Annotated in this window: 20 protein-coding genes and 1 other annotated feature; of the genes, 19 read left to right on the plus strand and 1 reads right to left on the minus strand. The window is 41.1% G+C overall.

The genetic code is table 11. The features are described 5' to 3' along the window. The 9 genes from ACLTWA_RS00345 (at nt 1) to ACLTWA_RS00385 (ending at nt 7,798) form a co-directional block, all read left to right on the plus strand. Nucleotides 1–1,746, plus strand: a complete 1,746-nt coding sequence (locus ACLTWA_RS00345) for an ABC transporter ATP-binding protein (protein ID WP_412325574.1) — start codon at nt 1–3, stop codon at nt 1,744–1,746. A 129-nt stretch (nt 1,747–1,875) separates the two neighbouring features. Beyond that, nucleotides 1,876–2,655, plus strand: coding sequence for a LytR/AlgR family response regulator transcription factor (locus ACLTWA_RS00350; RefSeq protein WP_412325575.1), 780 nt, complete (start codon nt 1,876–1,878; stop codon nt 2,653–2,655). Then, nucleotides 2,655–3,974 carry a sensor histidine kinase gene (locus tag ACLTWA_RS00355; protein WP_412325576.1) on the plus strand — a complete coding sequence of 440 codons (1,320 nt, stop codon included), beginning with the start codon at nt 2,655–2,657 and terminating at the stop codon, nt 3,972–3,974. Before ACLTWA_RS00350 ends, ACLTWA_RS00355 begins: the two co-directional genes overlap by 1 nt. Nucleotides 3,975–4,073: 99 nt before the next feature. Continuing rightward, nucleotides 4,074–4,235 (plus strand): cyclic lactone autoinducer peptide, encoded by a 162-nt coding sequence (locus tag ACLTWA_RS00360; RefSeq protein WP_412325577.1) that lies wholly within the window; start codon nt 4,074–4,076, stop codon nt 4,233–4,235. Next, complete coding sequence (locus tag ACLTWA_RS00365; protein WP_412325578.1) at nt 4,235–4,816, plus strand: accessory gene regulator ArgB-like protein; 582 nt, start codon at nt 4,235–4,237, stop codon at nt 4,814–4,816. Before ACLTWA_RS00360 ends, ACLTWA_RS00365 begins: the two co-directional genes overlap by 1 nt. Before the next feature lie 423 nt (nt 4,817–5,239). After that, nucleotides 5,240–6,211: a hypothetical protein gene (locus tag ACLTWA_RS00370; protein ID WP_412325579.1), complete on the plus strand. Its 972-nt coding sequence runs from the start codon at nt 5,240–5,242 to the stop codon at nt 6,209–6,211. A gap of 254 nt (nt 6,212–6,465) precedes the next feature. After that, entirely contained in the window at nt 6,466–6,930 is a 465-nt protein-coding gene (locus tag ACLTWA_RS00375) for a hypothetical protein (protein WP_412325580.1), read from the plus strand. Nucleotides 6,931–6,954: 24 nt separating this feature from the next. Further along, nucleotides 6,955–7,545 (plus strand): hypothetical protein, encoded by a 591-nt coding sequence (locus ACLTWA_RS00380; RefSeq protein WP_412325581.1) that lies wholly within the window; start codon nt 6,955–6,957, stop codon nt 7,543–7,545. 58 nt (nt 7,546–7,603) lie between these two features. After that, nucleotides 7,604–7,798 carry a hypothetical protein gene (locus ACLTWA_RS00385; RefSeq protein WP_412325582.1) on the plus strand — a complete coding sequence of 65 codons (195 nt, stop codon included), beginning with the start codon at nt 7,604–7,606 and terminating at the stop codon, nt 7,796–7,798. Nucleotides 7,799–7,869: 71 nt separating this feature from the next. On the opposite strand, the gene ACLTWA_RS00390 is transcribed toward ACLTWA_RS00385, so the two are convergent. Then, complete coding sequence (locus ACLTWA_RS00390) at nt 7,870–8,178, minus strand: helix-turn-helix domain-containing protein (RefSeq protein ID WP_412325583.1); 309 nt, start codon at nt 8,176–8,178, stop codon at nt 7,870–7,872. Nucleotides 8,179–8,626: 448 nt separating this feature from the next. Between ACLTWA_RS00390 and ACLTWA_RS00395 the strand changes: the two genes are divergently transcribed. The 10 genes from ACLTWA_RS00395 to ACLTWA_RS00440 all read left to right on the plus strand — a co-directional run bounded on the left by ACLTWA_RS00395 (nt 8,627) and on the right by ACLTWA_RS00440 (nt 23,376). Beyond that, entirely contained in the window at nt 8,627–10,699 is a 2,073-nt protein-coding gene (locus ACLTWA_RS00395) for a methyl-accepting chemotaxis protein (RefSeq protein ID WP_412325584.1), read from the plus strand. 67 nt (nt 10,700–10,766) lie between these two features. Beyond that, nucleotides 10,767–11,013, plus strand: a binding site (T-box leader). 76 nt (nt 11,014–11,089) lie between these two features. Continuing rightward, entirely contained in the window at nt 11,090–12,109 is a 1,020-nt protein-coding gene (pheS, locus tag ACLTWA_RS00400; RefSeq protein ID WP_412327142.1) for a phenylalanine--tRNA ligase subunit alpha, read from the plus strand. 22 nt (nt 12,110–12,131) lie between these two features. Then, nucleotides 12,132–14,552, plus strand: coding sequence for a phenylalanine--tRNA ligase subunit beta (pheT, locus tag ACLTWA_RS00405; RefSeq protein WP_412325585.1), 2,421 nt, complete (start codon nt 12,132–12,134; stop codon nt 14,550–14,552). Between the two features lie 175 nt (nt 14,553–14,727). Further along, nucleotides 14,728–15,918 carry a phosphopyruvate hydratase gene (gene eno / locus ACLTWA_RS00410; protein WP_412325586.1) on the plus strand — a complete coding sequence of 397 codons (1,191 nt, stop codon included), beginning with the start codon at nt 14,728–14,730 and terminating at the stop codon, nt 15,916–15,918. Between the two features lie 90 nt (nt 15,919–16,008). Continuing rightward, entirely contained in the window at nt 16,009–16,242 is a 234-nt protein-coding gene (gene secG / locus ACLTWA_RS00415) for a preprotein translocase subunit SecG (RefSeq protein WP_412325587.1), read from the plus strand. Nucleotides 16,243–16,397: 155 nt separating this feature from the next. Continuing rightward, nucleotides 16,398–18,500: a ribonuclease R gene (gene rnr / locus ACLTWA_RS00420; RefSeq protein ID WP_412327143.1), complete on the plus strand. Its 2,103-nt coding sequence runs from the start codon at nt 16,398–16,400 to the stop codon at nt 18,498–18,500. A gap of 36 nt (nt 18,501–18,536) precedes the next feature. After that, nucleotides 18,537–19,697, plus strand: coding sequence for a PucR family transcriptional regulator (locus tag ACLTWA_RS00425; RefSeq protein WP_412325588.1), 1,161 nt, complete (start codon nt 18,537–18,539; stop codon nt 19,695–19,697). Nucleotides 19,698–19,960: 263 nt separating this feature from the next. After that, entirely contained in the window at nt 19,961–21,286 is a 1,326-nt protein-coding gene (locus ACLTWA_RS00430) for an aminotransferase class III-fold pyridoxal phosphate-dependent enzyme (protein WP_412325589.1), read from the plus strand. A 22-nt stretch (nt 21,287–21,308) separates the two neighbouring features. Next, the gene (locus tag ACLTWA_RS00435; RefSeq protein WP_412325590.1) at nt 21,309–22,460 is read left to right on the plus strand and encodes an iron-containing alcohol dehydrogenase; all 1,152 of its coding nucleotides are present in this window, start codon (nt 21,309–21,311) and stop codon (nt 22,458–22,460) included. An 88-nt stretch (nt 22,461–22,548) separates the two neighbouring features. Beyond that, nucleotides 22,549–23,376 carry an ABC transporter ATP-binding protein gene (locus ACLTWA_RS00440; protein ID WP_412325591.1) on the plus strand — a complete coding sequence of 276 codons (828 nt, stop codon included), beginning with the start codon at nt 22,549–22,551 and terminating at the stop codon, nt 23,374–23,376. Nucleotide 23,377: the final 1 nt, after the last annotated feature.

The following is a 23,377-nucleotide window of genomic DNA, read 5'->3' on the forward strand; positions in this document are numbered from 1 at the left end:
ATGGCTATTGATAAACACAAATCCACCATCAAACGTGTACTTGGCTGCATCAGCCGGTATAAATTAGCAGTTACGGCATCTTTAATCTGTGCGTTTATTACCGTATTGCTGACCCTTTATGTGCCAATCCTCATTGGCCGTGCCATTGACTGTGTTGTGAGTGAAGGCAATGTTGATTTTGCAGGTATGTGGGTCATATTAAAGCAGATGGGATTGGTAGTATTCTTAACGGCAGTTTCCCAGTGGCTCATGAGCCATATCAACAACTGGATGACGTATAAGGTAGTAAAAGACATAAGGACGCAGGCATTTAACAAACTGGAAATTCTTCCGCTAAAATATGTAGATTCTCATTCCCATGGAGATATTATAAGCAGGATCATCGCGGATATTGACCAGTTTTCTGATGGGCTTTTAATGGGATTTACTCAGCTCTTTACCGGAGTTCTTACTATTTTTGGAACCTTGTTCTTTATGTTCTATATTAATCCGGTAATTGCGGCAGTGGTTGTGGTGATAACCCCTGTTTCCCTGTTTGTCGCCAGCTTTATTGCAAAAAAGACCTACCGCTTGTTTCAGATGCAGTCAAGAACAAGGGGAGAGCTGACTTCTTTGATTGAAGAAATGCTTGGGAATCAAAAGGTTGTTCAGGCCTTTGGCCATGAAAAAGAAGCACAGGAAAAGTTTGAGATAATCAATGAAGAACTTCGGGTTTGGGGATTAAAAGCCACCTTTTTTTCTTCCATTACCAATCCTTCTACCCGGTTCGTAAACAGTTTTGTATATGCATGTGTAGGGATTGCAGGTGCATTTGCCGCAATCAACGGTCTTTTGACCGTTGGACAGCTGACCAGCTTTTTGAATTATGCCAATCAGTATACCAAACCGTTTAATGAAATTTCGGGAGTGGTTACAGAGCTTCAGAATGCGCTGGCTTCAGCGGCAAGAGTATTTGAGCTGATTGATGAAGAACCTCAGATTCCCGATGAACCGGATGCTTTCATTCTTTCAGAAGCCAAAGGAGAGGTACATTTAGAACATGTGGATTTCTCCTATAATCCTAATGTTTCCTTGATTGAGAATATGAATCTTTTGGTGAAACCGGGGCAGAGAGTTGCAATCGTAGGCCCTACCGGATGCGGAAAAAGTACGGTCATTAATCTGCTTATGCGCTTTTATGACGTTGATTCCGGTTCCATACAGGTAGATGGAACCGATATCCGGCACATAACAAGAGAGAGCCTGCGGTCCAATTATGGCATGGTGTTACAGGAGACATGGCTGAAATCCGGTACCATCAGGGAGAACATTGCATATGGAAAGCCGGATGCAACAGAAGAAGAAGTCGTATTGGCAGCAAAAGAAGCTCATGCGCACAGTTTTATCGAGCGTATGCCAAATGGCTATGATACGGTAATCTCAGAGGATGGAGGGAACTTATCCCAGGGTCAGAAGCAGCTTCTTTGCATTGCCAGAGTCATGCTGTGTCTGCCTCCTATGCTGATTCTTGATGAAGCTACTTCCTCCATTGATACCAGAACGGAAATCAAGATACAAAAGGCATTTTCCAAAATGATGGAAGGCAGAACCAGCTTTATCGTCGCACACCGCCTGTCTACCATTAAGGAAGCTGATGTGATTCTTGTTATGAAGGATGGTCATATCATTGAGCAGGGAACCCATGAAAATCTTCTGTCTCAGAACGGATTTTATGCACAGCTATATAATAGCCAGTTTGCAGTATAATTGATCAGGGTGCCAGAAAACTGGAAGAAATTTGGTTTTCTGGCATCTTTCTTCATTTTTTCTTATGAAACCCGGGGAATAACCCGATAAATTAAATAAAAATGAATTTTTTACAAAGGGGTAGAGGTTATGTTCGAGATTGCTATATGTGATGATAATTCAGAAGACCGGAAAAGGCTATCTGAGCGAATTGCCAAAAATATGTCTGAAATTGAAAAAATCAGGATTCATGAATACGATTCTGGAATGTCGCTGTTAGAAGCAATTAAGAGTATCCGGTTCTCTATTGTATTTCTGGATGTTCAGATGAAAGGGATTGATGGTGAGGAAACAGCGATCCGTATCCGTGAACTGGATAGTAATGTGATTTTGGTATTTTACACCGGATTTGTGGAACCGTCCCCTCGCAGTTTTGAGGTACAGCCATATCGTTATATCATGAAAAATATGTCAGATCAGGTCATGGACCGCTACATAAAAGATTCTCTGAATAAAATGGTTGAATTTGGTCAGGCCCCGTTTCTTACCGCAAATATGAACAGAGAAAGGCTGTTCTTACGGGCTGATGATATTGTTTATATTGAAAAGTATAAGAAAAATACCAGGGTTCACATTTCAGAAACTTCATACCGTATATATGGGGTAAAACCTAATGAAAATGGAGAACTGCCAGATATTCGTATTCCGGAAAAACTGGATAAAATCTATGAAAAGCTGAAAGGTTATGGATTTGGCTATCCTCATGACAGTTATATTGTTAATTTAAAATATCTGGTTTACTGCACAAGCAAAATACTGAAACTAAAGAATGTAGATAATACCTTCCAGATCGCCCGAAGCAAAGCACAGGAATTTAACCGCTTAAAGGAAGAGTTTATGCTATCAAAATACAAGGAAGGCGAGTTATAATGGAAAATGATTTATTATCGGTCAGCAGACTGTTTTTCTGTGGGGCTGATGTGTATATGTTGTATCGCTTCTTTGCAGCTATTTTTAAACAGAAATGGAGTGGGAAAAAACGAATAATTTCTAGCATTATTACGGTGCTTTTGATTTTCTTTGAAAACGCAGTTGGAAGTGTAACCTTGAATTTTTTGACAGTACCTCTATTTTGTTATACTTATATAGTTTCATCATTTAAAATATCACTAACTAATGGTATTGCATATACGATTATATATTTTACCTTTGTTGGTGGAAGAGAAGTTTTATTTGAACTAATGTATCGGTTTTTATCAAAAATCCTACCATTTTACATACCACCTTGGTTCACTTCAGGCGGAATTTATTTTTTATTTATCGAATATGTTGCAGGATTCTTATTCCTTCTATATATTGAAAAGTATATTAAGAAATTAAATGTTAGTAATAACAATATTATATCGTGGTATTTGCTTATTGTGCCTATATTATCTTTAACGATTTCTAGTAGCTTTTTATATATGGATTTTCCAGAAGAAACTTTTATACAAATATTAATGTGTGCCTGCGCATTTTTACTTTATTTTAGTAATGCAGCTATATTCATTATTCTAGAGAAGTATACAGATGTAATGAATAAGGTAAAGTATGCAGAACTTATAACTGTTAAAAAGGATATGGAAAATGAACATTTTCAAAACATCTTAAAAATCAATGATCATTATCGTTGCTTTATGCATGATATAAATGCATATTTTAATAGCTTTCGCATGTTGGCAATGGACGGAGAGAATAAGAAGATCGTTGAAATCATAGATGAGTTAAAAGGTAAGATACAAAAAGAGACAAGTAGTGTAATTTATAGCGGAAGTCCTGTTTTAAATGCTGTTCTAACAGAACGTGTTTCCAGGGCAAAAGAACAGGGAATAGAATTTACTCTTTTCGTTGAAAAATTTTTAAAGGTGGATTTTATTTCTGATGCAGATTTGATATCAATGTTTGGCAATTTATTGGATAATGCTCTGGAGGCTGCAGCTAGATGTGAACCTGATAATAGAAAAGTAAATGTAAAAGTGTTTATGGGAACAAGTTATTTTCTGATATTTTATATCGAGAATACTTTTGCTGTTTCTGCGAGAAGAGAGGGAGCGAACCTTTTATCTACAAAAGCTGATCCTAAGCATCATGGTTTGGGACTTGGGATTGTAACAACGCTGGCTGAAAAATATGGAGGTTCCTTAAATCTTGAAGAAAAGAATGGATTATTTATAACAACACTTACTATTTCTGCATTTGCTGAAAGCTAAAATGCAAATTTTGGAACTCAACGTGTATAATTTTGGCATATCACTTGAAAAAATGCATATTTCAGTATATTATGAAGAAAAAAAAGGAGTGGATTAATAATGAAAAAGTTGATGGATACTCTAAGAGGTAAGTTATCAGTGGTAAATGTAATGAATCTATGTGCTTTGGCAGTTGCAGTTTATTCTTTCAATGTTGCTTGTTTCTGGGCACATCATCAGCCTAAGGTACCGGAAGAAGCTAAAAAGTTTAGGAAGTTTTAATGATTCAGCGTATATCAAAAAGCATAGTCAGTTGGCAAATCAAGAAAAATTTTTTGACTGATGAGCAGCGTTCTTTATATCTTTACGCATATGAAGTGATGCTGAATCAGACAGTCAACGTGTTTATTGCAGTGCTGATAGCCGTTGCATTGAAAGCGCCTATGCCGGTTTTTGTGTTTCTTATCAGCTACATACCTTTAAGGTCTTATTGCGGTGGATATCATGCAAGAACAAATGGTGGTTGCACCATTGTGTCGGCTCTTTTGATTGTGTTGGTTTGCTTGGTGGAAAGTGTGCTAACTGGGGAGTTAGCCATCATATTGACACCATTAGGTCTGGTGATTTCGGGAGCATTGATTTTTTTGTTTGCTCCTGCTCCGGATAAGAATAAGCCTTTAGACGAGGTTGAAACCAATCATTATCGTGTAAGAAGTAGGGCTGTATGGTTAATAGAAGCTGTAATTGGGATGTTATTATGGTATTTCGGAATAAGAGCATGTGTCGTGATTGCTATCAGTCATGTTATCTTGTCTCTTATGTTGGTTTATGGGGTGTTTAAGAATAGAAAAGTTTGTGATTAATATGTGAGTTACTTTTTAGTAACAGGACAACCTCCAAGGCTTTTGCTTTGGAGGTTGTCCTGTTATGTGCTACCAGTAATGTTACGGGTGGAGGAAGAGGTGTAGCAAAATGCTAGGTCTACGGACGGAAACGTAAAACCAGCGGTAGGGGGGCAATTACTTATATAATCTTAATTCTAGCCAAATTATTAGTGCATGTAATCCTGCTGTAAAAAAGTTGAATATGTGTATTTTGTTAATCTGAAAATATTTTACACAAATTTATTTATTAATACTTTTGGCTTTTATGACTGTTCATGGTAATTATGAATATGGTGGTATTATTTGGTATAAAAACATGGGAAAAATAACATCCACTATATATGGTGATGATTCAGGATTTAATGAATAATATATTATATTAATTATAAAAAGAGGTAGTTCATGGATTATGAAAAAGGTTGTATAAAAAACAATGAATGGCTGTTTTTTCTTCCGTTTTTTATTATATCCGTATTAGTCGGAAAGCTTTTAGTAATGAATGATGCTGAAAAATCGATTTTATTAAATAAGACGGTTACAGGATTAGAATGGTTATTTTGTATACTGCTTTTGATTGGCGTGGGATATGGAATTTATAAATTGATAAAAAGAGAATATGTTCTTGAAAAGATATGGCTGTTTTCAGGGATTTTTATCTTATTTCAATTTGCAGGTGTATATCAATTTGAACTATTAATGAAATATTATAATTTAGAATTAAATAATGTTTTGTTTCATGATATCATGTTGAGTTATGCATTTGCAGTTCCATATACGATTTTTTTATTGTATTATATAATAAATGGAAAGAATGAAAAAGCGGAATATGGTTTGACTAAAGGGAATACAGCAATGTTACTATTGATGTTATTGTTACCGATTATACGAAGTATAAATCTATTTATATATAAATCTGTCGTTGAAGGATTGCAGAGTAATCGGATAAGTTTAATATCACGAATAATCTTTGATGAACATATGCGTTATTCCGAAAAGGCCAAAATAGCTGAAAATGTTATGAACCTATTAGTATTGATAAATACTTATATTGATTTCTTTTATTATTTTTTGTTATTCGGAATCAACGGTGTGTTGGGCATTCGTTTATTTGGAAAGAAGATTACCTGTCAGAAATACCTTGCTCTGGGAGGAACCTTTATTAGTACACAGTATTTAGGAATAGTTTATTTTGATAAAATACTAAGTTATTTTGATAACTCTTTTTATACTTCCAATTTAAACCTGCTATATAAAATTGTATTGAATTATTCCCAGCCGTTGGTTTTTATAATACCGTTAATCTTATATTTCTTCAAAAAATCAATTGTCAAATGCCTTACTCGTCTGAAAGACAACGTCAGGCACAAATTTTAAATATCAACCACCAACTATGCACAGCACCATAGACGTAAGGGATCTTTCTATATACCGGAAGGTCCCTTTTTTGATGGTATAATAGAGACAGGGATTGCAATTGAACGATACAATGAGATTTTTCATAAAAGCCGTGCAAATTTCGGAACCTACCGTGTACAATTTTGGCACTTGTGTTGAAAAAATATTTTATACATGTAGAATATATTTATGTGCAATAAAGAGAGCGGCTGAAATGAAAGGATGACCAGAAGGTGCGGACAAAAAGATTAAATGAAAGTTATTATCAATATAGAGCCAGCTGTTGTATTCGCAGAGAAGATGGAACGGAAAAGATTGCTAAATATCAACTGGATACGGATATCCTCTATGGGGATCTTTATTTTTGGAATCGTTTTTATCATTTGAAAAAAAGTCAGAATATGCTTTATAATATAGCAGCCCAGGATACCAGAAATGTGAAATGCAAGATCATACAGGAAAATCTGGTTCTCATTCCAAGGTATACTTATGAATCAGATCATCAAAAAAGCGGAATAGGAAAACTTTTAAAAAAAGTTCTGCTGATAATAGAAATGCTTATTCTTCTTCTTCTAAACACGACGAAAGCTACCGTTGTTTCAGGAGAGAATGGAATTCTTGCAAAGAAACCAGATAAAAATATCTTTCCTGAAAACAGAATAGAAGCAGAAAAGCAAGTGCTGATTGAGGAAGAATGATGAAATGTTCACGGAGGAAAAACAATGTTAGATGAAGAAAAAGTAGTTGCTGCCAAACATCTTGAAAGGATTAACCGCTATACAAGCATTGAAACCGGAATCTATGTTGATGGAGAACTAATTCATTTTCACGATACGATGTTATTTGATGATGAACTCAGCGTTTCGCTTCCAGTTACGTTTAAGGATATGAAACCAGAAGAAGCAAGAAAGAAATACTTTTCCGAACAGCGGCCTGTCATTATAAAGACAAATGAGGATGGATCAGTAAACTTTTGTTTTAACATGATAGACAAATGTGTGATGGCAGAGCAGCTTGATGCAGTGATTCAGGATTTTTATCGCGTCTTAAAGCGGTTTCAGCCAATGAGCGTGTGCCTGGACACTGGATCAGATCCAGAGAATGAGACTCCCAGTGCATGGATGGAATTTATCAGCAACGCACTTAATGAAAATATCTATAACGCACTGACCATATATCCGGTAGGAGAGAAGCTGTTGATGGCTATGTTTAACTGTCCGTTTGATAAACGGACCAAGTGGGTAAACTGCCTGTCTCAGATCAGAAAAAGTGTAATTTTATGCAACAACAAGAAAAAAAGGGATATTAGCTGAGCATGATACAGATCAATAAATCTAATCCATTGTATGTAAATAATATCAGGAGGTCATTATGGACGGAAAGAATACGAAAAAGCAGAACTTTCAGGATTTATACGGATATTTTTGCGGTATGCTTACCAGAGGAGATATCGATGAACTGTATGGACGGATTCTGGGTGCCGTACCGGATTTAGGTTCGATAAAGGGGAGCATTACTCTCTTAAATCCATCTGGGACCAATATGTCGGATAATCTCTTTCATTAACTTTTGGGAGCATTTGGGAGATTCCCCTGCGGTGGCAGGGGCCTTTTTAATTACTGGAAGTTGTAACTTCTTTACGATTGCAGACGGTTGATCATGGTAAGGATCAATAAAAGATCACCATCGGAAAGTGTTTTGAGCTTATCAATTGCTTCTCTGATTAAAGGCGGGTTTGAAACATCATCATCAAAAAAGTCCCGGGGAGTCACACCAAGATAATCACAGATTGCAAGGAACTCCGTCATGGAGGGAAGGCTCCTTCCGCTGGATATGCTTTGAACGTAACTTCTGCTGTGTCCAAGCTCAATACTCATCTTATGCTCCGCAATTCCTTTTTTGATCCGTAGTTCCGTGATCCGCTTATTTATATAGTCATGCTCCATGTTTTTCACCTCCCGTTTTATATTGTAAGATAATTAAAATGTCATAATACACGATTGAAATATGTAAAATAAATATATTGCATATTTTAAATATGAATAGTATAATGTATGACGATTATTATTATACATTTTTTGAGTAAAAAAATCAGTTGATTCCGTTTGGTAAATCAGAATGGATGCTGCTCCCCGGATGATCCCGGTCAGGAAGCATTTGAAAAGACAGGGAAAATCATGCATTTTCTTCCTGATATTATTTTAACAAAAGTCAATATGGAATAGGTTTGTTTTACATCAAATTACAGATTAATTGCTGTTAATAATCGGATTTGTTCTAAAATTTACACATAAAAAGAGAAAATTTTACCTTACAAAAGTATTATATTGTTGATAAAGATTGTCGAAACAAGTAGCGTAGGGTCTAAAATCCGAAACACAGGAGAGAAAAAGCATGGAGAAAAAAATAGGAATAAAAAGTATTGGGATTAAGATGCTGCTTGGAATTTTGCCTGTAGTGGTGTTGGCATTGGCGTTATTAACAAGGATCAGTGAATCCACAAGCCGGGACTTAATTACTCAGCAAAGCAATTCCACGATGGAGTCAGAACTGAAAGCCAATGTCAACAGCATTAATGATTATCTGAATGTGGTGGAAACAACGGCAATGAATATTGCCCATATGGTGGGAGCTTCTTATCAGACGACGCAGATTGACACCTATGGCACTGCAATTACAGATATAATTAAAGGGAATAATCTGATTCTGGGAAGTGGTATCTGGTTTGAACCGAATGTTTATGACAGCCAGAAAAAGTATATGGGACCTTATTGGCATAAAGACGGGGACAAGACAGAACTGACTTATGAGTATAGCGATGCGGGCTATGACTATTTTAATCAGGAATACTATAAACTTGCAGCAAACGGAACCAAGAAGGCGATTATTACGGATCCCTATTTTGACCCTACTTTGAATATCACAATGGCTTCCTGTACAGCACCCATTTATGACCCAAGTGGAAAGTTTATCGGTGCTGTAACTGTGGATATGCAGCTTAGTGATATCAATGCGCTTATCCAGTCCATTAAGGTCGGAAAGAATGGAACTGCAATGCTGACTTCGGCAGATGGTGTATATCTTTGCGGAGCAGACCAGGAAAAGGTGACGAATGGTGTCAATATTTCACAGGATGAGAATGGATCTCTTGCGGCGGCAGGCGCTTCCATGATATCCAGTGAAAAGGGAAAAGTTACATATAAAGAGGGGAAAGAAACCTATAACCTGTATTACGATAAAGTACCGGATATCGGCTGGATCATCATGATTAAGATGCCTCAGTCAGAACTGGAAGAGCCTATATTAAGACTGAATGAAAAGCTGATGCAGGTAAGCGGAATCGCCCTCGTCTGCTGTATATTGGCTGTTTTACTCCAAGTGGGAAGCATTGCCTCTGGCTTAAAGAAAGTGAAAAAGTTTGCAGGGTCTCTGGCAGAAGGCGATTTTACAGTCCAGCCGCTTAAATCCAGAAGCAGAGATGAACTGGGTCAGATGAGCAGTTCCTTGAATAACATGTTTCACAGCAACAAAGCCGTAATTGAACAGATTTCGGAACAGGCTGGCGACATTACCGATGCCAGTATCCGTCTGAATTCTGTATCCGGAGACCTGCTTCAGCAGTTCAGCGAGATCAAGGTGTATATGGGAGACGTGGATAAAGCCATGATGTCTTCCAGTGCAGCGACCGAAGAAGTGAATGCTTCCATGGCTGAGGTAAATTCCTCTGTAAGCGTTCTTGCCGAGGAGACCAGTAAGAGCAGCCGGATGGCCGGTGAGATCATGGAACGGGCCAGAGTCATTGAAAAGAATAGCCGTGAAGCCTATGAAAGTGCATCTGAAATCTCCAAAGAGCGGGAGCAGGAACTGATGATGGCCGTGGAGAATGCGAAGGTAGTGGAAAAAATCGGAGATATGGCAAGAGTTATCTCCAATACTGCCTCCCAGATCAATTTATTATCCTTAAATGCTTCTATTGAAGCGGTCAGAGCCGGGGAACAGGGCAGAGGCTTTGCTGTTGTGGCACGGGAAATCGGCCGTCTTGCAAAAGATACCTCAGAGATCGTCAAAGAGATTGAAGATACGATTACGGAGGTCCAGAAGGCATTCGGCCTGATGATGAACGGGTCAGAATCCATGCTGAAATTCTTAAAGGAAACCGTAACTCCTGATTATAATAATTTCGTGGATGTAGGACAGCAGTATGGCCGTGATGCAGTTTCCATCGAAGAGATTTCCAATGAGATTGCAGAGATGGCGGATAATATCAGTCAGGTCATGCAGGAAGTCCGGGATGCAATTCAGAACGTTTCCGAGTCTGTTCAGACTACGGCAGGCAACAGCAGTATGGTACTTACCACAGTAGAAAATGCTTACGTGGTGGTATCCGATATGTCAAAGATGTCTGAAAAACAGGAACGGATTGCAGAAGAACTGAATACGGTAGTATCAGGATTTAAGTTAAAATAAATTAAGAAATAGTCCTTGACATTTCTGGCTTCTGTTATTACAATGGTAGAAAATGTTATATTAAAAAGCAAATGCAATGAAGGTGTAAGTAGATGCTTATTTTCTTTCAGAGAGAAAGGGTCACCGGCTGTAAGCCCTTTTAAGTTCAGATAAGAGTTCGAATTTCTCACCGAAGCAGCATGATTGAAACCAGTGGATTCGTATTGCAGTTTTCTGGCGGGTAGGTCATGACGTCTTATACACGTTACGTATGCCGAGTGCCTGTGGCTTACACAGGAAGCAGGGTGGTACCGCGAATATAGTTCGTCCCTTTTTTGGGGCGGACTTTTTTTATTTGTCCTGGCCTTTCAGGTTATGGCAAAATTCAACTATGAAAAGAAGGAGAGCATGATGAAAGACCAATTGGAGAAGATCAAACAGGAAGCGTTAAAACAGATAGAAGCATCAGACGCCTTGGAAAAACTGAATGATATTAAGGTCGCTTATCTTGGAAAAAAAGGTGAGCTGACTAATGTTTTAAAGAGTATGAAAGACGTTGCTCCGGAAGACAGGCCTAAGGTGGGACAGATGGTGAATGATGCCCGTGCCCTGATTGAAGGTAAATTAGAAGAAACAATGGCTGCGCTGCAAAAGAAAGCGAGAGAAGAACAGTTAAAGAAAGAAGTCATTGATGTGACACTTCCTGCAAAACGCGGGAAAGTGGGCCACGCCCATCCGAATACCATTGCACTGGAAGAAGTGGAACGAATCTTTGTAGGAATGGGCTATGAGGTCATGGAAGGACCGGAAGTGGAGTACGATGCCTATAACTTTGAGAAGCTGAACATTCCTAAGAACCATCCGGCAAGAGATGAACAGGATACCTTTTACATCAGTGACAGCATTGTATTAAGAAGCCAGACTTCTCCGGTTCAGGTCCGTGCCATGGAGGAAGGAAAACTTCCGATTCGTATGCTGGCTCCCGGACGTGTTTTCCGGTCAGATGAAGTGGATGCAACTCATTCTCCTTCCTTCCATCAGATCGAAGGGCTTGTTATCGATAAAAACATAACCTTTGCAGATTTAAAGGGAACGTTAGCAGAGTTCGCAAAAGAGCTGTTTGGACCGGAAACAAAGGTTAAGTTCCGTCCCCATCATTTCCCGTTTACAGAACCTAGTGCAGAGGTGGATGTGACCTGTTTCAAATGCGGCGGCAAGGGCTGTCGTTTCTGTAAGGGTTCTGGCTGGATCGAGATTTTAGGATGCGGCATGGTTCATCCGAATGTACTTAAAATGAGCGGAATCGACCCGGATGAATATTCCGGATTTGCTTTCGGCGTTGGTCTGGAGCGAATCGCTTTGCTGAAATATGAAATTGATGATATGAGATTATTATATGAGAACGATATCAGATTTTTAAAGCAGTTCTAGGAACAGAAAGGGAGAAAAGTCAATGAATACACCATTATCATGGATTAAAGCATATGTCCCGGATCTGGATGTGGCACCTCAGGAGTATACGGATGCCATGACACTTACCGGAACAAAGGTCGAGGGATTTGAACGTCTGGATAAAAATCTGGAGAAGATCGTGGTTGGTCATATCTTATCCATTGAGCGTCATCCCGATGCGGATAAGCTGATTGTCTGCCAGGTCAACGTGGGCACGGAGACCGTTCAGATCGTAACAGGCGCTTCTAACGTAAAGGTTGGAGATAAGGTTCCTGTAGTTTTAGACGGCGGAAAAGTGGCAGGAGGCCATGACGGCGGTCCTCTTCCTGAAAACGGAATTAAGATTAAAAAAGGAAAATTAAGAGGAATTGAATCCTGCGGTATGATGTGCTCCATCGAGGAACTTGGAAGCACCAATGAGCTGTATCCGGATGCTCCGGAAAGCGGAATCTACATTTTACCGGAGGATTCAGAGCCAGGTGCAGATGCGGTGGAGCTTCTTGGATTTCATGATACGGTTTTTGAATACGAGATCACATCGAACCGGGTGGATTGCTACAGCGTAATCGGAATTGCCAGAGAAGCAGCAGCCACATTCCGCAAAGCCTTTCAGCCGCCGGTGGTGACTGCTACCGGTAACAGCGAGAAGGTTCAGGATTATTTAAAGGTGACGGTTAAGGACAGCAGACTCTGCCCCCGTTACTGCGCGAGAATGGTGAAGAACATTAAGCTTGCGCCTTCACCGGTCTGGCTGCGGAGGCGTTTGGCTGCATGCGGCATCCGTCCCATCAATAATATTGTGGATATTACCAACTATGTAATGGAAGAATATGGCCAGCCCATGCATGCGTATGATTATGATCTTTTAGCAGGTCATGAGCTCGTTGTGGAATGCGCAGCGGATGGGGATACGTTCCAGACCCTGGACGGACAGGAACGCAGATTAGACAGTACCATTCTGATGATCAAGGATGGGGAAAAGGCGGTAGGCATCGCCGGCATCATGGGGGGAGAAAATACCAAAATCACGGACGAAGTGAAAACCATGGTATTTGAATCCGCCTGCTTTGACGGAACCAATATCCGCCTTTCCGCAAAGAAGGTAGGATTGAGAACGGATGCATCTGGAAAATTTGAAAAGGGTCTTGATCCAAACAATGCAGAGGAAGCCATTAACCGTGCCTGCCAGCTGATTGAGGAGCTGGGAGCCGGAGAAGTAGTGGGCGGAATGATTGATATTTATCCGGAAAAAAGAGAGGAAAAAAGAATTCCCTTTGAGCCGGATAAGATGAACCGTTTATTAGGAACCGATATCCCGGCAGATACCATGCTGGAGTACTATAAGATGCTGGAGTTAAAATACGATGAGAACACCTCTGAGCTTCTCATCCCTACGTTCCGTCAGGATCTGGAATGTATGGCTGATTTGGCAGAGGAAGTGGCAAGATTCTTTGGATATGATAAGATTCCGGTATCTCTTCCCAACGGGGAGGCGACAACCGGTAAGCTTTCCTATAAGTTACGGGTAGAAGCAGTTGCCAGAGAGGTTGCAGAGTTCTGCGGATTTTCCCAGGGAATGACCTATTCCTTTGAAAGTCCGAAGGTATTTGACAAACTTCTGTTACCAAAAGACAGCCCTCTCCGTGTGACGGTCAATGTCTTAAATCCGTTGGGAGAAGATTTCAGTGTCATGAGGACCTCTCCTCTCCACGGAATGTTAAGCTCTCTTTCTACCAACTATAACCGCCGGAATAAAAATGTCCGTCTTTATGAGCTGGCTAACATCTATCTTCCAAAGGCACTTCCGCTGACAGAACTGCCGGACGAAAGAATGCAGCTGACGCTTGGATTTTACGGAGACGGTGATTTCTTTGACATGAAGGGAGTTGTGGAAGAATTATTTGATAAGACGGGAATGCATAAAAAGCCTCATTACAAGCCGTCAGGTGATAAGCCGTTCCTTCACCCTGGAAGATGTGCTGATATTATTTATGATGGAGTGACTATGGGCTATCTTGGCGAGGTTCATCCGGAGGTGGCCGATAATTACAAGATCGGTGACCGGACCTATGTAGCCGTTATTGATATGCCGTCAATGATTCCGTTTACAAGTTTTGACCGCAAATACGTTGGTATTGCAAAATATCCGGCTGTTACCAGAGATATCAGCATGGTAGTACCAAAAGAAGTTTTAGTCGGCCAGATCGAAGAAGTCATTGAACAGCGGGGAGGAAAGATACTGGAAAGCTATCAGCTCTTTGATATCTATGAGGGCGCCCAGATTTTAGCTGGTTTTAAATCCGTTGCTTACTCGATCACATTCCGCGCCGTTGATCATACACTGGAAGATCAGGAAGTTTCTGCCGTTATGAAAAAGATTCTTAATGGATTGCAGGGGCTGGGGATCGAACTTCGTGCATAGATCAGTTATATAAAGAAAAAGATGCCAGGTTGGGAATCCAATGATTGGCATCTTTTTTTTACAGGAAAATTCTTATATAAAAAGGTGTCATACTCTTTATAGCCCCATTTGTATGGATGCAGATAATCTGGTCAATCCTTACGTTAGAAACGTGAATATGCAGGGAGGCAAACGGATGTCAGGGGAATTTGATATAATAGAAGTTACAGAAAGAACCGTATTGGATTCGCGGGGAAATCCTGCCATAGAGGCAGAAGTGATCCTTGATAATGATGCACACGGAAGAGCAATGGTTCCTGTCAGTGGAATACAGACCGCAGAAGCCGAAGAAACTCTCATCAGGGAATTTCTTTCAGAGGCTATTTTATTTGAAAATGCTGCAGACCAGGCGGAAATTGACGGAAGACTCTTAAAAGAATATGAAAGCAGAGAAGGAAAAGGGAAGAAAAGTCCGGGAGTTCTGGCCTTGTCCATGGCTGCCGCAAGAGCGGCCGGGGCAGGATTTGGTCTTCCTTTATACCGTTACCTTGGCGGAACTACAGCGCCGGTCATGCCTGTACCCATGATGAGCATGATATGCAAGGGAGATAGGGAAAAAGGCATTGATTTTCAGGAACTCATGATCATTCCTCATAATGCCGGTTCCTATGGGGAGAGACTCAGGATGGGGGCGGAGATCTTTCAGGCTTTAAAAGAATTGCTGTCACATAATGGCTTTCATATATCCACAGGTTATGGCGGCGGCTTTGCGGCAGATGTGAAACATACGGAAGAGGCCCTTCATTCCATTCAGGATGCCATAGAGCTTGCAGGGTATACTCCGGGAGTTGACGCAGGAATTGGTATCTGGGCAGGTGCGGATCTGTTATATCAAAAGGAAGACGGGATGTACTGTTTTGAAAAGGAAAGTAAAAATAACGGACTGTTAATCCGCAGGGACCAGAAGGATATGATGGATTATTATTTAAGGCTGGCAGATGGATTTCCGGTAGCATCGATTGTCAATGGCTTGTGGAAAGGTGATGCCGAAGGCAGGAAACAGCTTATGGGAATGCTTGGGCACCGGATATTGATGGCATTTCCAAATGTGGATGAAGCAAATGCCGATGTGATCGAGATGAAAGAGGCCGGTACGGTTACGGCAGTGCTTAATATGGTAAGGGACGCAAGGCAGGCAGGCCATAAGGTTATAATAGCCAGTGACTTCATTGACACGGAAGAGCCCTTTTCGGCAGATTTAGCGGCAGCCGTCCGGGCAGATTATGTAAAATGCGGCCCGCCATGCAACGGAGAGTGTACGGCAAAATATAACGAACTGCTTAGGATTGAAGAATTTTATTATAAAAGAAAACAGTCTATGGGCTAAGGGTTGCCTCCTATAAAAATGCAAAAGTGGCTTGTATTTGCTGAAAAATTATGGTATGATAACTTTTGTTTGACTATAGGAGGTGGAAACATGATCAGGATTATATTATCAATCATTTTTGTTATTATATGCATCGCTTTATCTGCGATTATCCTGTTGCAGGAAGGAAAGAGTCAGGGCCTGGGTGCCATCGGTGGTATGGCAGATACCTACTGGGGGAAGAACAAGGGTCGTTCCATGGAAGGAAATCTTGAAAAATTTACAAAGTACGGAGCAGTCCTTTTTTTCATTTTATCATTGGTACTGAATCTGAATATACTGTAAAGATTAAACACTCTTGTGGCATGATAACAAGGGTGTTTTTTTCACATTATGGGATAAAGTAATGAGAAAAGAGAAAAATGAGAAAAAAGACTAAAATAATAGAAGGTAAAGAGAGGGATACAATGACAGGAGAACAATTAACACAGCGGAAAGACCTGCTTTTAAGGCTGTTTGAAGACCCTGCCTATGTGCCGATGAAATTAAAGGAGATAGCCATACTCCTTAACATTCCAAAGGAACAGAGAGAAGACTTAAAAGAAGTGCTTGATACTCTGCTTTCAGAAGGAAAGATCGGCATATCACAAAAGGGCAAATACGGAAAACCGGATCTTGGATCCGTGGCAGGCATATTTTCCGGGCATCCCAAGGGCTTTGGTTTTGTTGCGGTAGAAGGAATGGATCAGGATGTATTTATTCCGGAAGAAAAAACAGGAGGTGCTCTTCACGGAGACACGGTGCTGATATCCACAGAATCAAAACCGGATAATGGGAAAAAAGCGGAAGGTCATGTGGTCAAGGTACTGGTACATGCCAACGAAGAGATCATCGGCTTTTATCAAAAGAGTAAGAATTTTGGATTTGTGATTCCGGACAACCAGAAGATTTCAAAAGACGTGTTCGTACCCCAGGGAAAAGATATGGGAGCAGTAAACGGCCACAAGGTTGTAGTAAGGGTCACTGATTTCGGAGGACCGGGCCGTAAGCCGGAGGGAATCATTACAGAAATACTGGGCCACGTCAATGACCCGGGAACCGATATTTTATCCATTGTCCGCGCTTACGGACTTGCGGAAGAATTCCCGGACAGCGTAATGAAGCAGGTGGCAGCCGTACCTGACCATGTGGATGGCAAGGACATGCAGGGACGCCTGGATCTGCGTGATCTGCAGACCGTTACCATTGACGGGGAGGATGCCAAGGATCTTGACGATGCCATAACCATTACAAAGAAAGGCAGCATATATACACTTGGAGTCCATATTGCGGATGTAACCAATTATGTGACGGAACACAGTGCCCTTGATGAAGAAGCCCTAAAGCGTGGAACCAGTGTGTATCTGGTAGACCGTGTTATTCCCATGCTGCCTCATAAGCTGTCAAACGGAATCTGTTCGTTGAATCAGGGAGAAGACCGTCTGGCGCTCAGTTGTATTATGGATATCGATGAGACCGGAGATGTGGTTAGCCACAGAATCGCAGAAACTGTGATCAATGTGGACCGGAGAATGACCTATACGGCGGTAAATGCAATTGTAACGGATCAGGATGAAGCGGTAATGAAGGAATATGAAGCATTTGTTCCCATGTTTATGCAGATGAAGGAACTGGCGGATATTCTTCGGGAAAAAAGAAAGAAAAGAGGGTCTATTGATTTTGATTTTCCAGAGACAAAGGTCATTCTTGATGAACGGGGGAAGCCGCTGGAAATCAGACCATATGACCGCAATGCCGCAACAAAGATCATTGAAGATTTTATGCTGATGGCCAATGAAACTGTGGCGGAAGACTATTTCTGGCAGGAGATTCCGTTCCTTTACCGGACTCATGATAATCCGGACCCGGAAAAGATGAAGAGCCTGGCAACTCTGATCAATAATTTTGGCTATTCCATCCGGTTCCGCAACGGTGATGTCTATCCGAAAGAGGTCCAAAAGCTGCTTGCCAATGCAGAGGATACCCCGGAAGAAGCATTGATCAGCCGGTTGGCACTCCGTTCCATGAAGCAGGCAAAATATACTGTGACAAATACCGGACATTTTGGTCTGGCGGCGAAGTATTATACTCATTTTACTTCTCCCATCCGAAGATATCCGGATCTACAGATTCACCGGATCATTAAGGAGAATTTAAGGTCTGGTTTAAGCGATAAGAGAATCAGCCACTATGATAAGATATTAGGTCAGGTATCCGTTCAGTGTTCTGCCATGGAAAGAAGAGCCGATGAGGCAGAACGGGAAACAATTAAACTTAAAAAATGCGAATATATGTCAAAATACATCGGAGAAGCCTTTGATGGAGTGATTTCCGGCGTGACAAACTGGGGGCTTTATGTGGAACTGCCCAATACGGTGGAAGGCCTGATTCATGTCAATCAGCTGCAGGATGATTATTATCGTTTTGACGAAGAACACTATGAGCTGGTAGGAGAGATGACGAGAAAGACCTATAAGCTGGGGCAGCCGATCCGGGTCATCGTTGAAAATACGGATAAGCTATTGCGTACGATTGACTTTGTTCCGGCCAGGGATTTTGAGTAACCACAAAATAAAATAAACTCCGAAGGAATAATTTCTATGGCAATTGTCGTAAAAAAGTTAGTAAAGAATGCATATTTCTTATATAAGATGGAATTGGTTGCCGGCAGAAATGGACTGAATAACCTTGTGCAATGGGTCCACATCATTGAAGATGATGCGGTCAGTCCCTTTTTGCATGGTTATGAACTGGTATTTACAGCGGGAATACTAAATAAATCCGAACACTGGCTTCTGGATTTCGCTAAGAAGCTGAATCTCTCCGGTGTCAGTGCCTTTGTCGTTAATTTAGGACCTCATACAAAAGAAATTCCAAAGGAAGTTGCAGAGTACTGCGATCAAGTCAATATGCCTTTGTTTACCATACCCTGGGAGACCCGGATGGTGGATATGACCAGAGATTTCTGCCGCCGGATCATGGTAAATGACAACGTAGAAAACAGTATGGCAACTACCATTAAGAATATTATCTTTAAAGTGGGGGACCTGGAATCCCAGATTCTGCAGATGGAGCGCAACGGCTATAAAAGAAGTGATACCTTTTGCTTTATCAGTTTGAAGGTGGAGGGAAATGAGCGCTCTGATAATGAAGAATATATGGACAAATTCGCCATATATGCAGAAAAAACAGCCAGAAAAATCCACGAGCTGTTTATTTCCTTTACCTATAAAGAAAATATTGTATTCGTATTGGTGGATTACGCTGATGAGGAAATAGAAAGTTTTGTAAAAGACTTTTTGGAATATGTGAAAAAAGAGAAATGTGAATCTCTGGTGCATCTGGGAATCAGTTCCAACCAGCCGGGAATCTATAATCAGGAACAGAATTTTGAACGGTCCATATCTGCCATGGAAATGGCAGAAAAGCAGAAAGAAATGGTTCTTTATTATGATCATTTAAGCGTTTACAAAATCCTGTACTCGGTAAAAGAAAAATCGGTATTAAGAAGTTTTTACAATGATACCATCGGATTATTGGAAACCTATGACAGAGAGAATAATACCGGTCTGGTTTCTTTGCTTAAGACGTATTTGGAAAACAACGGAAGTCTTCAGCTGGTATCGGAAAAAATGTTTATTCACCGAAATACGGTGACAAATCAGTTAAAGAAAATTGAGTCAGTTACCGGCTTCAATCCCATGGAGCTGGAGGATAAGGTGAAATTATATCTGGGGTTTTATATTCGGGACATTCTATGATCTCAAGGCAATATGCCTTTTTGATGCCAGAAAATGCCTTTTTTAAAAGCACTTTTTCAGGGGGTGTTGTGCATGTGCACAAATATCTTTGTTCAATTGCTGGTTGCAATCCCGGTTTGACTATGCTTATAATACTACCATGTCAAAGACAGAAGGGAATACCGGCAAGATCAGTACCGTATTCCGTTTTATCAAATAACGAATGCAGCGACGATGCTCACATAGCCATCGGTCCGCTGCTTTTTTTGTAGGAGGAAAAGCACATGAAGGGCGAAGAGATCAAAAGCACATTAATGGAATATAACTTACAATCCTGGAGCAAGCAGAAAAACATTAATCCGATTCCGGTGGAAAAGGCCGAGGGTATTTACTTTTGGGATTACGATGGCACACGGTACAGTGATATGTCCTCCCAGCTTGTTAATATGAATCTTGGTTTCGGCAATCCGGCCATCAGCCAGGCCATTAAGGATCAGGTGGATAAGTTCTGTTTTGTGGGACCTTCTTATGGAGCAGAGTCAAGGGCGCTTCTGGCAAAAAAAATCATTGATTTAATGCCTGATACCATGGGAAAAGTATTCTTTACCAATGCAGGAGCGGAATCCAATGAAAATGCCGTAAAAATCGCCAGAATGTTTACCGGAAAGAATAAGATCTTCAGCCGTTACAGAAGCTACCACGGTTCCTCCTTTGGCGCCGGAAACCTGACAGGAGAGCCAAGAAGATATACTTTGGAACCGGGAGTTCCTGGTTTTGTGAAATTTTTTGATCCTTATGTCTACAGAGAAGCCATTGATTTTGAGTCAGAGGAAGCAGCCTCCAGATATTACCTGGCAAAGCTGGAAGAACAGATTCAGTACGAAGGATCAGACAGCATTGCAGCCATTGTCATGGAGACCATAACAGGCTCTAACGGAATCCTGATTCCGCCAAAAGGATATATGCCGGGAGTTCGCGCACTCTGCGATAAATATGGAATTTTGATGATATGCGATGAAGTTATGACCGGATGGTGCCGCACCGGAAAGATGTTTGCATTTGAACATTTTGATATTAAGCCGGATATTGTAACCTTTGCCAAAGGCGTTACCTGCGGTTACGTTCCTCTCGGCGGAGTGGTAGTAAACAAAGAGATTGCCGCATATTTTGATGATCACTTATTATCCTGCGGACTTACATACAGCGGCCACCCATTATCCTGTGCCGCAGGTGTTGCCTGTGTCAACTACTATGAAGAAGCGGATATTTTAAGCAATGTAAATAAGGTCGGCAAGGTTCTGGGAGAAAAGCTGGAAGAAATGAAAGAAAACCATCCATGTGTAGGCGATGTACGCTATATTGGTTTATTTTCAGCCATTGAACTTGTAAAAAGCAAAGAGACAAAGGAAGCCCTGGTTCCATATGGGAAAGATCCGGAAGGAATTATGGGGAAAATCGCAGGACTTTTAAAACAGCGGAAGTTCATGACTTACACCCATGAAAATATGATATTGATCGCACCGCCTCTGATCATTACCACGGAGCAGCTGGAAGAAGAACTTTTGAAGGTAGAGGAAGTGCTTACAATTGTTGACCGCGAGTTTTTATAATATACAGAAAATGAGGTGAACTATGGCAACTCAATTTACGTTACCGGGACGGACTGTTTTAGGCGCTGATGCATTAGCGGGCAGTGAACATGCAATAAAAGGCTTAGGGAAAAAAGCGTTTATCGTCACCGGAAAGATAGTGACAAAGATGGGAACCGTATCGAAGCTTACCGGTTATCTTGAAAGATGGAACATAGATTATACGGTATTTAACGAGATCGCAGGAGAGCCTACCGATGAAATGATTCTTGCAGGAGTAAAGGCCTATGAAGAATCCGGATGTGATTTCTTGATCGGGATCGGGGGAGGAAGTCCCTTAGACAGTGCCAAAGCCATCGGGGCAATGACGACGTTAGAAGGAAGTATTGCAGATTATATGGGGGTTGAGCTGACAGGTGATTTCCCCCCTCTGGTTCTCATACCGACCACTGCCGGAACCGGCTCAGAGACAACCAAATTTACGGTCATAACGGATACAAAAAAAGGGGTAAAGATGCTTTTAAAAGGCGATGACTTACTTCCGGAGGTAGCTGTCATTGATCCGGAGCTTACGGTGACAGCACCAAAAAGCATTACGGCAGCAACCGGAATGGATGCATTGACTCATGCAGTAGAGTCTTATATCTCCAAAAAGGCAAATGTCCTGACGGATCTTTATGCATTATCTGCAATCAAACGGATCTTTCAATATCTGCCTCTCGCCTATGCGGATGGAACCGACCGAAAAGCAAGAGAGGAGATGTCCATAGCGGCATTTGAAGCGGGTGTCTGTATCAATAATGCATCGGTCACCCTCGTCCACGGAATGAGCAGACCGATCGGAGCCTTGTTTCATGTTCCCCATGGCATCTCAAATGCCATGCTGATTACGGAATGCCTTTCTTATGTGGCAGATGGCTGCTACGGCAGATTTGCCGATATGGCAAGAGCCATCGGTGCAGCCACGGAGGAAACGGAAGAAAAAGAAGCCAGTGAAGCCTTTTTAAAGGCATTAAAAAGCCTTTGCAGCCAATGTGAGATACCTACACTGGAAGAATATGGAATACAGAAAGAAGAATTTGAAAGAGTTTCCCAAAAGATGGCGGAAGATGCCATGGCCAGCGGAAGTCCTTCCAATACGAGAAAAGAGATTTCAAAAGAAGATTTATTGAAAATTTATAGTAGATTGTTTTAAATCATGAAACTTCCTACAAACAGAAAGAAACTTACAAGGGCGTAAGGCGAAAGCTTTACGCCCTTGTTTGCAGAACAGGAGGAATTAAATGGTGAACGTAGAGATCATAGACGAAGAATTTAAAGAAAGAGATGGATCACTTCCGAGAGAAACAGAGATAAAAATTGAAAATTTAAGTGTCAAATTCCCTGATAAAAACGGCGGAGACCCCATTGTGGCGCTGTCCAATGTGAATTTGGAGATTAAGCAGGGAGAATTTATTTCTCTTCTCGGACCTTCCGGATGCGGAAAGACCACCTTACTCCGGACCATTGCCGATCTACAGGAAAAGACATCAGGAACGATTTCCGTTCGCGGCTTAACACCAAGAGAGATCCGCCTCCAGAAAAAATACGGAATCGTATTCCAGTCACCGGTGCTTTACGAATGGAGAACCGTTCGAAGGAATGTCTGCATGCCTATGGAGCTTCTTGGCATGCAAAAGAAGGACCGGACGGCAAGAGTCACGAAAATGCTTGAATTAGTAGGGCTTATGGAGTTTGGAGATAAATATCCTCATGAGCTGAGCGGAGGGATGCAGCAAAGAGTAAATATTGCAAGAGCCCTGGCGATCCGGCCGGAAATCCTTTTGATGGATGAACCGTTTTCCGCTCTGGATGAATTTACAAAAGAGAAGCTTCATGAAGACCTTTTGCGAATTTGGCAGAAGACCAATAAGACGATTCTTTTTGTTACCCATAACATCCAGGAAGCGGTGTATCTGTCTGACCGGGTGGTGGTGCTTTCCCCTCATCCGGGAAGAGTATCAGCCATTGTAGACATTGATCTTCCAAGACCAAGACCCATTGAGATGAAGGAAACCCAGGAATTTAATGCTTTGGTATCCAAGGTAAGAAACAGCTTTGAGGGGGTATGAG

The sequence above is a fragment of the Lacrimispora sp. genome (assembly GCF_046972725.1).
Classification (GTDB): Bacteria; Bacillota; Clostridia; order Lachnospirales; family Lachnospiraceae; genus Lacrimispora.